Origin of the sequence: Oleidesulfovibrio sp. (assembly GCF_047973035.1) — a bacterium.
Classification (GTDB): domain Bacteria; phylum Desulfobacterota; class Desulfovibrionia; order Desulfovibrionales; family Desulfovibrionaceae; genus Oleidesulfovibrio.
This window is the reverse complement of record NZ_JBKEBF010000031.1, coordinates 150,209-163,604: the sequence shown is the minus strand read 5'-3', so window position 1 is coordinate 163,604 and position 13,396 is coordinate 150,209. Positions and strand designations below refer to the sequence as shown.

Here is a 13,396-nt window from a genome sequence, read left to right as displayed (position 1 = left end):
CGCGCAGCACGCGTTTTAAGATGTGTGCGTAACAGTTCGAAAAGAGTTTGGTACGAGTATTCGATAATGCTTGTGATGATTTTAAAAGTTGGTTTTTAAGTAAGCCCTTCTGTCCGTTGTTATAAAGGTAGGCGCATCCGGTGTCAGAATCAGTATAACTGATACAGGCGGATGAAGCAGCCACCGACTCATACAAAGAATCGCGGCGTGTCCTGCACAGGATACGCCGCGTTTTATGATGCTTCTGCTACGTAATCTGAAAGCGTGGATAAAAGACTACACAGGGACAGGCTGAAAAGCAGGCAAATCTGCTTACCGTTAGTACGCGAGCCGTCCTAGTGATTTCAGAATAAGTGTGCAGCCCATGGCAAACATGCCCATCAGACCCATGCCGCATGAAAATCCGGCAAGCAGTACAGGGGCATAATGGCGCCAGCGTTTGCCGTATTTTTTGAGGAAGTAGAAACGTCCGAGCAAGGCACCGACCACTTCCAGAATCATGCCGTGCGGGGTGGATTGCCCCAGACCGCGCACAACGCCGTATACCAGCATTATCGGCAGCCCGAACACGCTGAGCAGTGCATACATGGCAATGCCCAGCCCCAGCCCCATGCCGACGATTTTGCCGGAAAGCGCCTGAAAGAACAGCGAGTTGCCTTCCAGTGTGGATGTCTGCATCAGCAGCGAGTTAAGAGCCTGCAAATGCCACAATTCCTGCGCAAAAGGATAGTTGGAAGAGGGTATGGGAGCAAGACGCCATAAAAATTGTGAAAAAATGAGTGAGGCGATCATCACGACGGGAAAGACTACCAGCTCGGCTTTAATAATGCCGCGCAGGCTAGTGCCCGTAAGTTCAATCTGACGGAATTGTACGGTTGCTTCGCCATAGTTGTGAATGGGGATGGGGGCGTACCAGATTTCTATACCGCTGTAGCCGAAGTATTTGGCTCCGGCGATAAAGCTTGCTTCGCGCACCATGGGCAGGCTGACATATTGCCCCGCAACGCCCTCCATACGGGCAGTGACGTACGAAACAACAGGCGTGTATACAAAACCGTACAGCAGAAAGAAAACCCACGGGAATGAAGGCACCAGCCACACGCACAGGGCCACATAGGCCAGCGTGGACGCTACGTAGATGCCGATGGAAAGCCAGAAATTGATGTCCCCGCGTCCTTTGGGCGGGTTGAACAGCGCCTTGAAATCCAGTTGCCTGTCGTGCTGCATGAACGAGCGTATGACCTGCCAGATGCCGATGGCACCGATGGACAGGCCAAGGCCGATGCCGAAGCTCATGTAAAAGTCAAAGTTGTTGGCAAACACGGTTTCAACGGTGCCCATGCCTTCGTGCCAGCGATGCAGGATGCCGTTTTCGTACAACATGGGGTTTGCTACAACCGTGACAATAAGGCCGATAAGCCCGCCTATGACCGCCCAGAAGGGCAGCACCATGCCGATGAAAAGCAGCCCCATATCCAGCTGGATGCCTGTGGCAACAGCGGGCAGAGCGTCTTCGGTATAGCGCGTAAGCTCAATCCACGGAATGGGGATAAGGCGCACCGGTTCCGCTAGCAGCAGACCGGACAGGGCGGGCAGCAGTACATAAATGGCCCCGAAGCCGAGCCCTATGACCCCGCCGATGGAGAATACCCTCCATTTCCAGCCTGTTTTACGGTCCTCCGCGGATTCCGCCAGCGCCATTGTGCCCAGCGCCCCTACGGGTGCCATGGGGAAGGGCAGTTTTTCCACATCACTTGTGATGCGGTACAGGGCATAGCCTAAGCCGAAGTGGTCAATGCGCTGGATAAGCTGCGCACCTACCAGCAGCAGGATGGGGATAAGCCAGTCTCCGTGCAGGAAGGTACGTTCCAGCAACGAGCCTGCCCCCGGCTGAGGTGCCACCCATGCCGGAATGAATTCCGTAAGGCCCAGCATCCGCGCTGCATCAGACTGCACCAGATATTGGTTCCACAACAGCCCCTGAAATGGCGATGCCAGTGCGGCACCGGCCATGTAATACAGCAGAAAGACTTCCTGCTGCTTCAGTTCGGTGTATGACCGTTTGGCTACCTCGGCAAACAGGATAATGGTGACCCAGCGCGCCGCAGGGCCTATGCCCTGACCGATGACCAGTTGCAGGTACATACTGCCGGGCATCATTAAAAAGCCGATAAAGATGGCTCCGATGACTGTCTTCCATCCGAAGCCCTCTTCAAAGTGCGAGGGCGGCTGCAGCAGGTCGCGGTATTCGCGCAGTTCCTTGTCCTGATACATAGATCGCGCCTAAAACGGGAACACCCGGTAGGGGTTGTTGGTAAACGCCGAAACAACGGCCCAGCCGCCTGCCATCAGAAAATCACCTGCGACCAGTCCCACAAAGAAGAGCTGGATACGCCTGTACAGCCGTGTTCCGCCATAGCGCAGTACTATCTGGTTGCCCAGCCATCCTATCAGCAGACTGAACCACAAAACGCGCATGGCTGGAGAATATGCAGCCAGATAGCCCAGTGGATGCAGCGGCCACCAGTAAAAACGCGTAAAGCAGACTACCAGTACCAGCATGATGACCATGCCCAGAATGATGAATCCTGCCGCCCACTCATTAACCGCAGTGGGCAGTTCAAGCAGCTTCCAGGCGTTTTCGTATGTGGCCATGACTGAACGGGAGGCAAAGTCCAGCCTCAGGTCACGCAATCCGTAGCGGTGGGCCATCATGAGCATGGTAAAGAATGAAACGCCTACGGCAATGACAAGCGCCAGCGCGATGCTCCAGAGCAGTCTGCACCGTCCGGTTGCTACTGCAGATTCCGCAGACTGTGCGGATTCCGCAGTGTCATACGTTACTGCCGGATTGGGTTTTCCGGTGGCAATATCCGTTACCTTGGAGCCATGCACCAGTGCAGGCATGACGGATTCGCGCATATCGGCAAACAGCAGTTTTTGCATCACTGCCCCCACAGCTATGTCCGCCCCGCCAAGAATGCCGGAGCCGAACATGGATGTAAGGCCGTCAGTAGGCGCTGCGGAAAGCGAAAAACCGGGCAGGCCGCCCTGTGCGATAAGGCGTGACACCACAAGCAGCATAAGGAAAAACACCAGCGGTAAGGCCACGCATCCGATAATCGAAACACCTGCCCAGTGACACCAGATGCCCATGAGCAGCAAACCTGCAACAGCACCGCGCAAAGCGGTGACAGCACTCATCCACTCGCCGCTGCCGGCAGGGCACGATGCTTCCTGTGTATTTTTTGCGGCGGGTGATGTGCCGGACTCCGGCGCAGGACTTTTTATCCCCGCAGCAAGCCGCAGGGTGGAAAGCAGATGCCCCCGTGCGAGCCATAACAGGAAGCAGAAAAAAATGACTGCCGCGCCCATGGACTGGGCCTCTTCCGGACGGCTGAAGTCCGGTCCCAGCGTTACGCCGAGGGCCGCTTCCGGCGCTTGCAGGCCGGATACATACAAAAGGCCCAGCAACAGCAGTCCCGCCAGATGGAAGAACCACAAACTGAAAGAGACCTGCCGCGAGGCAAGAAATGCAAAGCCTATAAACGCAGGCACGATGTAAATTTTCAGCTTATGAAAGCCGGAAAGCAGACCATATTTGGGAAAATACTTACCGGCCAGCACGAGAGTGTCAATCTGCGGCACGCCCGGAGTGACAAAGTGCAGGCCGTTGAGCAGGTGCAGAAATACGGGAATGCTCAGTCCCCACCACAGGTATCTGTCTGTGACAAACTGCCCCATCTTTCCGGCATCCAGAGCCTCGCCCATCAGTTGCGGTACCCGAAGCAGCGGGTAGTTCATGCGTTCATTTTCTACCCACTGGCGCCCGAACAGACTGACTATGCAGATCATAGTGGCATAGCATACCAGTAAAAACAGAATCCATGTGCCCAGTACAGGCAACCACAGATGCCACGGAATCTGCGAAGCGACTTCGCTCCAGCTCATGGCGCGGCCGCTTTGTATTCCGTCGTACAACAGGCGCACGGCACCGGCATCGCGCTGCAGCCAGCTGTCGGGCAGCAGCGTACGCATTGCATCCGGCCACAGAAAGCCTTCCTGCACAAAGCGGACAGGCGCGGTTATCAGCAACAGGAAGTGCTCTGTAAGGCCGCTCCATGCCACGCCGGAGGCAATGGTGGTAAGCAGCCAGACAACCAGAATTTCGCCACCGCTTAAGGGCGGTCTGCCGCCTGTGTAGCGACTGGCAAAAGCACTTGCACCGTACAGGATGATTGCCAGCACAAAAGGAGCCACAGGCATGGGCCCGCCACCCAGCGGCGCACCGCCGATGAAGGCGCTTTGCATGGGAATGGCAATGCAAAGAGCCAAGCTGAATGCAAGGCCGGTGAATATGGCACGGGGACGAATCATGCTGTGCCTCCGGTGGTATGGTCGGGGCCAGTCTGACTTGCTGCTTCGCGTTCTTCCGCTGCTTCAGCCGGAACATGCCGGCCCATATTCGAAAGAACAGCCTCAAGGCCCGCCTCATAGGCTTGCCGAGCAGAATCGTCCAGCGAGCGCCAGACAAGCAGTTGTTTACGCAGGTCGTTGAGAAAACGTTTGTTCAGGTTATTCCAGATGATGCGTTCACCGGCTTCGCGTCGGATGATTACCTGAATCTGCCTGTAGCCTTTGTACAGTTCTGACGGGCAGAAAACGAGCCGTACATTCTGCCGTACCCCGAAGTCGAACGGAGCCAGCCAGACTTTGAACGCCATGGAGAAACATGCCTCCGCGTCCAGCAACTCGGCATCTGCTATGGTGATTCCCTGCGACGGCAGAATATCGGAACTGATGAAATTGTAATCCATGGAGTCTGTGGAAAACTCGCCATGCGATATGTCGGCATGGGCCTCGTAGTAATCCATCAGATAACCGCCTGCACATGCCTGTTCGCGGCCTTTGATGAGGAACGGCAACGGCAGGGACAGAGTGTCGCCTTGTACTTCGGGCAGCTTCCATGCGCGGGTCACGTCAGGAATGGCCACCTGCGACGCCATGCGGGCGGGGTACAGGGTGGATATGAGCACGACGGACATTACCATGACCATGGCTGCCACTCCGGCGGTGGAAGAATAGTTTGCAGTCATGCCTTGCCAGACCGGAGTTCCGGCAAGCACGGCAGCGCAGCCCTGCGCAAGCAGGTAGCCCAGCACAACGGATATGACAGCCAGCGCCATGGCTTCCGCCACAAACAAAAAGGCAACATGCGAGGGTGCAAGCCCCACAGACGTGTAAATGCCGATTTCATTTTTGCGCTCATGCACCGAGCCTATCATGGTGTTCAGTACGATAAGCGCTGAAATGGCCAGCGGTATGAGGATAACCGAAACGCCGGAATATGTGGTGGCGTTGGCGGCGTAGTACAGGAATGTACCCTCCTGCGTGCCGCGGAAAAGCATCAGCCCGAAGCGGTCGCCAAGGCCCTGCTGTGTGAGCAGGTGTTGCTGGATTTCGTTTTGTGCGACCTTTTGCGGCAGGCGGACAGCCAGAGCCTTTAACGTGCCTCCGGCAGAGGCCAGTGTACGCGCAGGCATTATGGCTACCAGATCGCCATCTACATGTTCGTAGCGGGTGTCGTAGCGCAACAGGTCGTCACCTTCCGTCAGGGCCTCGGCTTCCAGAGCGCTGATCTGTGTTGCCGCCTCGTTGGGATAGGTAATGGGAGTCATGGGTTCGCCGTCAAGGTCGGGCGTATCCCTGAGGGCGTTGTCACGCAGAATGCCGGTAACGGTCAGCTTCATGCCCCATAATGTTACCTGTGGCAGCGGGTTGTCCGGCGTGATGCGGATATCCAGCGAACGCGCAACCTGCTGCGGAATGATGATGGCGTGTTCTTCTCCGCTATGGAACCAGCGCCCTTGTACAAGCGCCTTGTCCAGACCGGATACCAGCGGCTCATCAGGGGACAGGCCCACTACACCGCGCAGGCGAGATTCAATGGTGCCGCGCAGCAGCGGAATAACTGGTGCGCGTGTCTGGTCACTGGTTTCGTACCAGACACGCGGAGCCACAACGCCGTGCATACCGGCGCGCCCCATGCGTGGCGTTGTCATGTCGGGGGAGCCCACGGGGAAAAGCTGCTCCGATGCTGATGCGTCCGTGCGGGAAGCGAGCTGCTCTACCAGACTTTTTTCGTCAGTAGGGCTGTAGGCGGAGGTTCCGGTCGGGGCGTTAGCTCCTTGCATCATACTGCTGCCTGCCGGAGGGATCTCGCTTTGCATTTCCGCCTGCCGCATGCTGCCGGACATGCTTTGCATTCGGGGCATGGAGGCATTGCGCGAAGCAAACAGTGCGTTGGCCGCCTGTAATGCTTCCGGCGGCAGAGTCCGCCAGCCAAGGTCTTTCAGCAACAGCCCTTGATACGGTGCGGTATCGCTGAATGATACCCACCCCGCCTGACGTATGGAACGGGCGGCGGTAAAGTTCATGATCGTGAAGGTAAGAATGACCAGCGTTGCGCAGGTCAGAGCCGTACGCATGGGGCGGCGGCGCAGGTTGCTTACCCCGATGGCGGCTGCCGCAGCCATGGCTGCGCCCTTAGTGACTACCGGCCCGCGCAGATGGCGCGAGCGGCGTTGCAGGTCTTCCATTTCGCGTTCAAAGCGCATGAAAATAATCAGGGAGACTATGGCGGACAGCCCGAGAATGAAGAAAGCCAGAATAACTATGGCGGGGCTGTATGTCAGTCGGAATGCCGGATGCACTGCGTAGATTATACCGATGATGGTCAGCAGAATGATACTGAACGCGGCAATACGCTTATTGATGGAGGCAAAGCCGAACAGCAGCCGCTCAAGGCAGTAGGCAAACGGCACAAACAGCGCAATATAAAAAAGTACCCCTGCCAGTACATCGCGCTGGGTGGTGTCCACATCGTTGTACGCCAGCGAGGCAAGTGAAAGTGAAGCGCGGGCAGCTTCCGTGTAGCTGTCCCATTTTTTCCGGCTGCGCAGATCGTCTGCATCGGCAAGCAGCGCTTCTCCGCGTTGCCGCAGGTCGCGTATCCGTTCGTTGATGATACCGTGATCTTCAAGGTTATCGATGCGGGGGCCCAGCAACGCCCACATATCACGCGCGGCTTTGTATTCCGTATCGTACAGCACCGGCCAGTCGGCCATAAGGTAGCCTGCCCCCTGCGGGTTTTTATCCGATGCGTTCAACAGCAGCATTTTGCGGTCAATGAAGTTGTCGGAAAACGTCATTTTGTAAGGGACGTCAGGCTCAAGGAACAGCGTATTCAGCGTGGATGAACGTGTATCCAACCTGCTGTACCAGTAACGCAGCGGTGCAGCTTCCGTACGGGCATCAATAAGTTGGGGCACGGTGAGGTGCCTGAACGTACGCTGGTTCACCATGCCGAAAAGCGTGCTTTGTGTGCAGCCGAACATGGTAAGGTCGGTACGCACCTGCTCACGTTTCATTTTTACGCGGTAGGCGTTCTTGCCGGTAAGCTCTTTATCAATGGCCCATACGGCAAGGCCCGTCTGCGGGGCAAAGCGGTACCCTTCTATAACCGCTTTGTGTACGGTCTGGTTGTAACGGGCCAGCCCCGGAACATAAAAACGCCCTGTGGCATCGCTTATGGCGGGGAAAACGGTTTTGCCCTGAAAAACTATGAATACGGCGTTCTCTGCGTTTCTGTCGGGAAAAAGCTCGCCCTGTCGCAACATATTGGCGCGGCCGTCCAGCGTGGAAAATCCGCTGCGGGGCATTTTGCCGATGTCCGGTGCCGGACTTGTGGCAAGTTCGTGCAGCAGTGTGTTAATAAGCTTGCTCTGGCGGCGTAGAAAATCAAAATTTACGGCTTCCGGCAGGTCATTAGGCGTGGTCCATGTGGTACGCGTGTCGTGCAGCGTTGCCAGCGTCAGGGCGGGAAAACCGGCAAGAGCCAGCGGTTCCGCGCCTAGCTGAGGTCTGTCAGGCAGATAACTTTGCCACGGTCTGGCACGGCTGGGCCGCAGCGTATCGGAAAGAAGGAGCGGAACAGGAGGCGAATACGGGCCGGGATCAATGCCCAGACTGCGAAGCTCGTCTGCTTTTTTACGCCATACCCGATAGGCTCTGGTGGCATCCGCATTACCCGGCACATAGGCCAGTTGCCTGTCAGAAGCCTGTTGCATCATGGCATCAATGGCGCCCAGTTGGCGGGTACGGTTGACGGTGTCATTAAGTTCGTACAACCACCCGAACTGAAACCCGCCAAGCCCGTCACCGTGACTGGAAAGGTGCAGTGAAATACCGGCGTCCATACGCCGTTTGCCGACAAGGTCGCGCACGATAAGCGCACCGGTCATAGATTGCTCATCGGCCTGAGCATCCATAAGCATACGCTGCTGGTTGGCCGCAACTTCAGGCAGCATGTCCATCAGCACTGTGCGCGACTGTTCATCAATGGCGTCGGATTCCCGCAGTGTTCCGGCTGTCCAGGGCAGACGGCGAAGGGTGATGCGCTGTTTTGCCAGCGTCTGAATTTTCTGGTTTCGTTCAGGGCCGGAGGCTTCAAGCCGCAGTCGCATAAGGGTGCGGGTGATATCATCTTCTTTATTTTTCAGCACATCCCGAAAGGCGTCCCGCACAAGGTCGTGGCTGCCGTTGCGGAATGCCTGCGGCGATCTGGCAACAGCAAGCGGCATGTCCTCTTGCAGAATACCAAGAATAGTTTCTGCCTGTTCTGACCGCTTGCGGGCATCCTGCTGCCGTTTCAGCATCAGCTCACGCGGGGCGGAAAGCGCCCACGCAAGTTCGCGGCTACCGGCCTTGCCCTGACTGTGTCCTGCCGTTGCTACCAGCAGTACGGAGCGCTTCGGCGGTGAAAGGGCAAACTGTCGTGCCGCTTCGACAAGTGCAGCGGCAGAAGCCGCCTGATCTGCAGCGGGAGTAGCGCCCGGCACCATGCCTGTGACATCGTAAAACGCTTCTACCAGCAGAAATCCGTCATCAAGGGCAGGGTCACTGCCGGGGATAAAGCAGAAAACATTGTCAGCCTCCACCCGTTGCCAGACGGTAAGCGAATGCAGCCGTACTTCTTTATTAAGTATTGCAGGGCGGGAGGAATCAAGCGGGCCGAAATACTTTTCAGCCTGCGCCTGCGGCATCCAGAAGACAGGGAAGTCGATGGGTGTAGGTTCCAGCTTTTCCTGAAAAAGCCGCCGCGAGGCTTCGCCCGGCTTGGTGAAATCCACCATGATAAGCGCCGAAGCCCCCAGCCGTGCCGCATTGATCCAGTGTTTGCCGGAGTTCATGTCCATAAGCACGACTGAACCTTTGACGTCCATGCCGTCAAAGTCTGCCAGCGAGCCGCTGCCGCTCCAGACAGCCATACCGGTAACGCCTTCCTTGCCTGTGGAACCGGTGGAAAGGCGGTTCATGAGCAAAGGAGCAATTGCTGCGGGAGAGCCGTCCGGCAGAATTGTTATACTGCTTACGTCATGTACGCGTGCAGGCAGCATAAACGGCTGACGGCCAATGACAACGTTGCCGGAAAGCCCCTCAGGTGTGGGAAATGCAGACGAGAATCCGCGTTCCATCAGGCTTGCGGCATGGCTGCCCCCAACTGTACCGGGGGCACGGTCGCGCAGAAAGGCCATGGCGCGGATGGTTTCTTCCAACGTCAGGGTTTCTGTGGCGGCGGCAGGCAGGGCGTTGAAGATAAGGCCAAGGCACAAAACGGCTGCAGCAAGGAATAGGCACAACTGGTGTAACACGGCGTCAGCCTGATGATATCCGTAGCCTGCCGTGCCGGAAGTTTTTTTCAGGGGGGCTTTCAGGAGCCTGTCTGGCGGGCTTGCCTGAAAATTTCCCCGCAGCTTTTCCGTAATAGCGGCAGAAGGGCAATCCCGAAGGGTACCCTGTAGTGCTTCCGGCTGCCTGCAGCGGGATAACTGTATGTCTAAGCCGTACTTCATGCTGCGCCCCGAGAAGCCATGCGGCTATATATTGCCTTTTTGCGCGCCGGCGATGCCGCCCACCGAAATATTCAGTTCGCCGCGGGACTCAACTTTGTCCACGCGGCCGTCACGCACCCACACTACCCGATCAGAGACATTGAGCATTTTATAGTCATGCGTGGCGGAGATTATGGTTACGCCGCGTTCGGTACTGAGCGTACGCAACAGCTCAATGATGTCTTCGCCTGTCGTCAGGTCAAGGTTGCCTGTCGGTTCGTCTGCCAGAATGATTGACGGATCGTTGGCAAGGGCTCGTGCAATGGCAACGCGTTGCTGCTGACCACCGGAAAGTTCCAGCGGTTTGTGGTCGCGGCGTTCAGCCAGTCCCACAAGGCTGAGCAGCTCCAGTCCTTTTGCTATGGCATCGTCGTTGTTCATACCGGCAAAGGTCATGGGCAGTGTGACATTTTCAAGAGCCGTCATTACAGGAATGATATTGAACGTCTGGAAAATGTAGCCGATTTTTCTGTTACGCAGCCACGCCAGCTCGTACGCGTCGAGCTGCGAAATATCTACTTCGTCAATGAACACTTTGCCGTCAGAGGGCTTGTCCAGCCCGCCGATCATATTAAAAAGCGTAGACTTGCCGGAGCCGGAAGGACCCATGATGGAGATATACTCACCGGCATAAATTTCCAGATCAACGCCTTTAAGAGCCTGAACATCAACCTTGCCCATGCGGAATGTTTTGGTCACCCCCGTGACTCTGACAATGGTGCGGCGCGTGGTCATGGTTGTCAGTTTCCTCCTGCGGATTCAGTTACTCTGCCGTGGGCAGGTGGTGTCCGGTGATGCGGACGCTGAAATATTTGTCCGGCGTTACGGCAAACTGCTGGGTTGCGGCCTTTAGCGGCTGCCGCGTGTACAGCGCACATAACGTATTCGACACATGGTACAGCCTGTGATGCTCGGATGCGGGCATACCTTTAAGGATTCCTGCCATAACAGCCCAGCGCGGCTTTTCCGGAGATTCCGCGTAATCGTGCCAGACGATTACAGAGGATTCGTTGCGCAGCAGGGGCAGCAACTTTTGCGTATCGCGGGCTACAGCTTCGCTGTGGTGGTCACCGTCGATAAAAATAAGATCAAATTTACGCCCTAGTGAACTGAAATCAAAAGTCTGCGTGTCGTCATTGATGCATTCGATACGTGCTGCCAGTTCCGGAGCAATGTTGTTTTTCAGAAAAAAAGCATCCTGCGCAATCATGCTTTCGCTGAATCCGGCTTTACGCATCTGTTTTTCTGACAGGCTGACAGAAACACATGACCTTGCCACGTCTGCCACATTCATCAGCGATTCACCCCGCCAGCGGCCGATTTCAAGGTAATCGCACCCGTCCGGAAAGCGCCTTGCCAACGCTTTGAGCAGCGCAATATCCGTTACCGTGGCGGAAGCCTCTAAAAAGGCGTAAGGACGTACTATCTCGTCAAAGTTGCCGAACAGGTTGATGAGGTCTGTTACAGGCAGGCCTTCCGGCATGTTGTATGTATCGCGTACCAACTCTTGCCAGTAGCGGGTCTGAAAGCGGTCACGATGTATGGCCTTCAGCGCTTTGACCGGCTTGCGGAGCAGGTAGCCGAAGGCCGCCCGAAGGCGTTTGTCTCGGGTATGCATCTGGAACTATATCCCTACAAAGTAAAAAGTCGTGCAACTCAATGCCGAGGCTGCTCTGCTACTGTAACAAGTTGCGACAAGCCGGCATAAGGTGTTTTTTATTTGCGTGCGATAAATCGTCGCGCGTGGTTACAGGTCGGCCCGCATAGCCACAACAGGGCGCATGCGCGCTGCCACAATGGCCGGATACAGTACTCCGGCAAGACTGAGCGCAAGACCTGTTGCGGTGGCTTGAGCCAGAGAAAGCAGCACATCGCTCCAGGGCATCAGCACCACGGCATCAGTACCGAAGCGCATAAGCCCGCTGGTAACCCCGGCAAGCAGGCCGGTTACGGCTCCGGCAACAGAACCCGCCATACCCTGCATGGCGGCTTCCAGCAGGAACAATCGTAAAATCATGGAATCAAGTGCCCCCAGGCATTTCATGATGCCGATTTCACGAAAGCGTTCTGTCACAGACATAAGCTGCGCATTCACAATGCCAACGGCACACACAAGAAGTGAGAGGATGATAATCCATCTGTCCTTGGCACCTGCTTGTACCGTTCCTGAAGCGTTATCCACATCAAAACCGGCACGATATAATGTGCGCAGCATGTCAGCATCGCCATGCTGTGCCAGTCCTGTGGCAATGTTTAAGTTTATAAGTACAAAAGCAAGAAACGCCACCGCAAGCACAAGGCTGCCTGTGGTAATGAGCGAGCGGAAAAAACGCACACGCAGATTGCGCCATGCGATTTCTACGGACTTACTGAAAGGCAGGACAATCTGCCGTTTTGCTGTGTGGTTGCCTTGCTTTTTGTTCATTCTGCACGTTGTGCTACTGTTTTGCGGCGTTAGCTGATGACGCCGGTTTGCCGTAACAGGCTGAAGCCGTGTGTTACGATAGCACAGCTTTGCGAATATCAACAACATCAAGACAGGGGTGGCTGGCTGCAAAAGCAAGAAAAATATTCAGAAATGCAGCTGCGGCTGCATTCATACGCTGGTGGTGCAGCATGATGCCTGCCTGCCCCGTGCTGATTGCTGCGCACAGCTCGTCCGTCAAAGCCTGCCAGCCTGCATCGGGAGAGGTTTCGCGGCGGGTATGCAAGTCTACGTTTACAGAGATATCCTTAAGCCCTTCAGGAGGCAAAGGGCGGGCATTCACCGTGCGTGAGACTCCTTTGAAGCCCAGCAGGACAAGAGCGTTCAGGGCCTCTTCATCCATGCGGTTCCATGGCGGAGTGAAAACCGGACACATGGCACTGCCTGCAATGCGGTGCAGTTTGTCGCGCCCCTTACGGATGTCCGCCTCTTTTGCGTCGTATGTCCGGTGGCTGCCGAACTCTCCTTTTTTTCCTTCGCGCTGCGCGTTGCGGTGGCGCCAGCCGTGCTGGTGCCATGCCCACAGGTGCGGGGCATGAGCCGCGAGTGCCTGAAGGACTTCCCAGCGTGCCTCGTTGAGCCACGCTGGTACTAATGCCGGAGCAAGGGGAACGTTGTTGCGGATAAAGGCCGTAAACATGACGGTATTCATGGCAGAAGGAACAGCAACATCATCAGCGCGGAAAAAAATGCTGGCAGGCTTGCCGTGCAAAGCTGCAAAGTCGTTTGCCGCTATACCCGCTGCATGGTGTAGTTTTGCCGCACGGTCCGCTATCGTAGCCGCAGGTACGCGCCACAGGGCAGAAAAATAGGGACGGGCAGGCTTTGAAGGTTGCGTGATGGGAGAAGCGACAGCAGTCATGCGGAGAAATCCTTATGCGCATCTAGATAATGAAGAGGATACGTCAGTGCCTAAGCTGCATCCGGACTATACGAGGCCGCGCAGAAAGGTAGCTGC

The 13,396-nt window shown here is 56.2% G+C and carries 7 protein-coding genes; all 7 read right to left on the bottom strand.

Annotated elements, in window-relative coordinates:
- Window positions 1-318: 318 nt before the first annotated feature.
- Window positions 319-2,274 carry a peptide transporter gene (locus ACK5LI_RS09515; protein ID WP_416948616.1) on the bottom strand — a complete coding sequence of 652 codons (1,956 nt, stop codon included), beginning with the start codon at window positions 2,272-2,274 and terminating at the stop codon, window positions 319-321.
- Window positions 2,275-2,283: 9 nt separating this feature from the next.
- Window positions 2,284-4,377: a DUF6785 family protein gene (locus ACK5LI_RS09510; protein ID WP_416948615.1), complete on the bottom strand. Its 2,094-nt coding sequence runs from the start codon at window positions 4,375-4,377 to the stop codon at window positions 2,284-2,286.
- Window positions 4,374-9,914: an FtsX-like permease family protein gene (locus ACK5LI_RS09505; RefSeq protein ID WP_416948613.1), complete on the bottom strand. Its 5,541-nt coding sequence runs from the start codon at window positions 9,912-9,914 to the stop codon at window positions 4,374-4,376. Before ACK5LI_RS09505 ends, ACK5LI_RS09510 begins: the two co-directional genes overlap by 4 nt.
- A 24-nt stretch (window positions 9,915-9,938) precedes the next feature.
- The gene (locus ACK5LI_RS09500; RefSeq protein WP_416948611.1) at window positions 9,939-10,688 is read right to left on the bottom strand and encodes an ABC transporter ATP-binding protein; all 750 of its coding nucleotides are present in this window, start codon (window positions 10,686-10,688) and stop codon (window positions 9,939-9,941) included.
- Between the two features lie 28 nt (window positions 10,689-10,716).
- On the bottom strand, window positions 10,717-11,571 hold the full coding sequence (locus ACK5LI_RS09495) for a class I SAM-dependent methyltransferase (RefSeq protein ID WP_416948609.1): 855 nt from the start codon (window positions 11,569-11,571) through the stop codon (window positions 10,717-10,719).
- A 129-nt stretch (window positions 11,572-11,700) separates the two neighbouring features.
- On the bottom strand, window positions 11,701-12,378 hold the full coding sequence (locus ACK5LI_RS09490) for an ABC transporter permease (RefSeq protein ID WP_416948607.1): 678 nt from the start codon (window positions 12,376-12,378) through the stop codon (window positions 11,701-11,703).
- Between the two features lie 73 nt (window positions 12,379-12,451).
- Window positions 12,452-13,300 (bottom strand): polysaccharide deacetylase, encoded by an 849-nt coding sequence (locus ACK5LI_RS09485; protein ID WP_416948605.1) that lies wholly within the window; start codon window positions 13,298-13,300, stop codon window positions 12,452-12,454.
- Between the last annotated feature and the right edge of the window lie 96 nt (window positions 13,301-13,396).

Coding starts and splice junctions, on each gene's coding strand:
- ACK5LI_RS09500 (WP_416948611.1), bottom strand. CDS start 10,688: ATGACCACGCGCCGCACCATTGTCAGAGTCACGGGGGTGACCAAAACA.
- ACK5LI_RS09485 (WP_416948605.1), bottom strand. CDS start 13,300: ATGACTGCTGTCGCTTCTCCCATCACGCAACCTTCAAAGCCTGCCCGT.
- ACK5LI_RS09505 (WP_416948613.1), bottom strand. CDS start 9,914: ATGAAGTACGGCTTAGACATACAGTTATCCCGCTGCAGGCAGCCGGAA.
- ACK5LI_RS09510 (WP_416948615.1), bottom strand. CDS start 4,377: ATGATTCGTCCCCGTGCCATATTCACCGGCCTTGCATTCAGCTTGGCT.
- ACK5LI_RS09490 (WP_416948607.1), bottom strand. CDS start 12,378: ATGAACAAAAAGCAAGGCAACCACACAGCAAAACGGCAGATTGTCCTG.
- ACK5LI_RS09495 (WP_416948609.1), bottom strand. CDS start 11,571: ATGCATACCCGAGACAAACGCCTTCGGGCGGCCTTCGGCTACCTGCTC.
- ACK5LI_RS09515 (WP_416948616.1), bottom strand. CDS start 2,274: ATGTATCAGGACAAGGAACTGCGCGAATACCGCGACCTGCTGCAGCCG.